The sequence below is a fragment of the Acinetobacter sp. YH12136 genome (assembly GCF_013418545.1).
Taxonomy (GTDB): Bacteria; Pseudomonadota; Gammaproteobacteria; order Pseudomonadales; family Moraxellaceae; genus Acinetobacter; species Acinetobacter towneri.
This window is the reverse complement of sequence record NZ_VPBV01000062.1, coordinates 1-1,881: the sequence shown is the minus strand read 5'-3', so window position 1 is coordinate 1,881 and position 1,881 is coordinate 1. Positions and strand designations below refer to the sequence as shown.

Below are 1,881 nucleotides of genomic sequence, written 5' to 3'. Positions count from 1 at the left end.
AGTGACTTTAGTGTGCCGCAGCAAGCGGCGTAAGAGATGAGGGTATGGCCCCTCGCTATCGGCTTGCAGGAGCAGGTAGCAAACCACCATAAGCGGCTTGGATCAAAAGTCCCGGTCGTGAGCGTTATGGAAAAGGCATCGTAGAGATGTCAGGTAAGAATTAGGAAGGCGAACAACAGTGAACTGCCGTTCAAGTGTCGAAAGTACTCAAATGACATCAAAACCGGGGATGGAAGTTACCCCGCGATTAGTTTGGCCGTTACCTGCTTACGGGCCATTCGGTGTCCGGCGTAGAGGCAGCGCGATCCTAATTCAGGCTCTTACGTTGAACTGCGGGAACCTTCGGTGGCGATGTCAAGCGAAAGGCACAAGCTCAAAAGGCAAGGCTGATAATAGCAATGCGTCACCAAGGGGCGGAGCAACTCGTAGTAGTGTTGAAGTTACTGTAATGGTAATGGAGCGAAGGGGTTGCATTATCCAGGTCTACGGATTTGTCAACTGTGCAAGCAGGAGGAGCAAAACTTTATGACCAAACCATTTAATATTCCTAAAGCGTTAATCTGGGAGGCATTTAAAAAAGTCAAAGAGAATGGTGGCGCTCCAGGCGTTGATCATGAATCTATTGAGCAATTCGAAAAGCATTTAAAGAACAACCTATACAAACTATGGAATCGACTTTGTTCTGGCAGTTATTTTCCACCGCCAGTTAAGGCTGTTCCGATTCCAAAGAAGTCAGGTGGCGTGCGTATACTAGGTATTCCAACAGTTGCAGATCGAGTCGCGCAAACAGCAGTTAAGCTCTTATTAGAGCCGAAAATTGATCCATTATTTCATCCAAACTCATATGGATATCGTCCGGGGCGTTCTGCCCATGATGCAATTGCGATAGTGAGGAGACGAAGTTGGGATTATGACTGGGTTGTGGAATTTGATATCAAAGGTCTCTTTGATAACATCGACCATGATTTACTCATGCGTGCACTCAAGAAACACTGTGAAATTCCATGGATTCTTTTATATGTGCAACGTTGGTTAAAAGCACCAATGCAACACATAAATGGCCATCTTTTAGAAAGGAATCGCGGCACACCACAAGGTGGTGTTGTGAGTCCTTTATTGGCGAATTTATTTATGCATTATGCTTTTGATATGTGGATTACGAAACATCTTCAAAGTGTACGGTTCTGCCGTTATGCAGATGATGGCGTAATTCATTGTCGGAGTTTATCTCAAGCCAAACTTGTTTTACAAAAGATCGATGCACGATTTCGTGAATGTGGTCTCGAATTGCATCCAGACAAGACAAAGATTGTTTATTGCCAAGATATTAATCGTCGTAAAGCATATCCCGATGTTCAATTTACTTTTCTCGGGTACACGTTTAGGCCCCGTAAGGCTGTGGACAAGTATAAAAGAGTTTATGTAAATTTCTCTCCTGCAGTCAGTCGTGATGCACTTAAAGCAATGCGACAGACTATTCGGAAATGGCATCTACATCTGATGTGTAATCGCGAATTAAGTGATTTATCTGCAATATTCAATCCAATTCTTCAAGGTTGGCAGCAATACTATGGTCGATTCCATGGTTCAGCAATGTCAGCGATCTGGCAACACATGAATGCTTATCTTATACGCTGGATGAGGCGTAAGTATAAAAACTTGGCCCGTCATAAAAGACGGGCTAGATATGCCTTAGGGCGACTTGCGCGTGATTTTCCAAATGCCTTTGTGCACTGGAAAATGGGATGTTTACCATCGGTTGGATAATGGGAGCCGGATGAGCTGAGAGGTTCATGTCCGGTTCTGCGAGGGGCTAAGGGTGAAATTCCCTTGGTCTACTCACCCGTATATTCAAACTCATTCAGGCTGGGTCTATACCGC

At 44.7% G+C, this 1,881-nt stretch carries 1 protein-coding gene; it reads left to right on the top strand.

Features of this window, described 5'->3' with window-relative positions:
- Positions 1 to 525 precede the first annotated feature (525 nt).
- Positions 526 to 1,767 carry a group II intron reverse transcriptase/maturase gene (gene ltrA / locus FTU71_RS14435; RefSeq protein ID WP_004826931.1) on the top strand — a complete coding sequence of 414 codons (1,242 nt, stop codon included), beginning with the start codon at positions 526 to 528 and terminating at the stop codon, positions 1,765 to 1,767.
- The last annotated feature ends 114 nt before the right edge of the window (positions 1,768 to 1,881 follow it).

Excerpts from the sequence above, each read along its gene's own strand:
- ltrA (WP_004826931.1), top strand. The coding sequence starts at position 526 with ATGACCAAACCATTTAATATTCCTAAAGCGTTAATCTGGGAGGCATTT.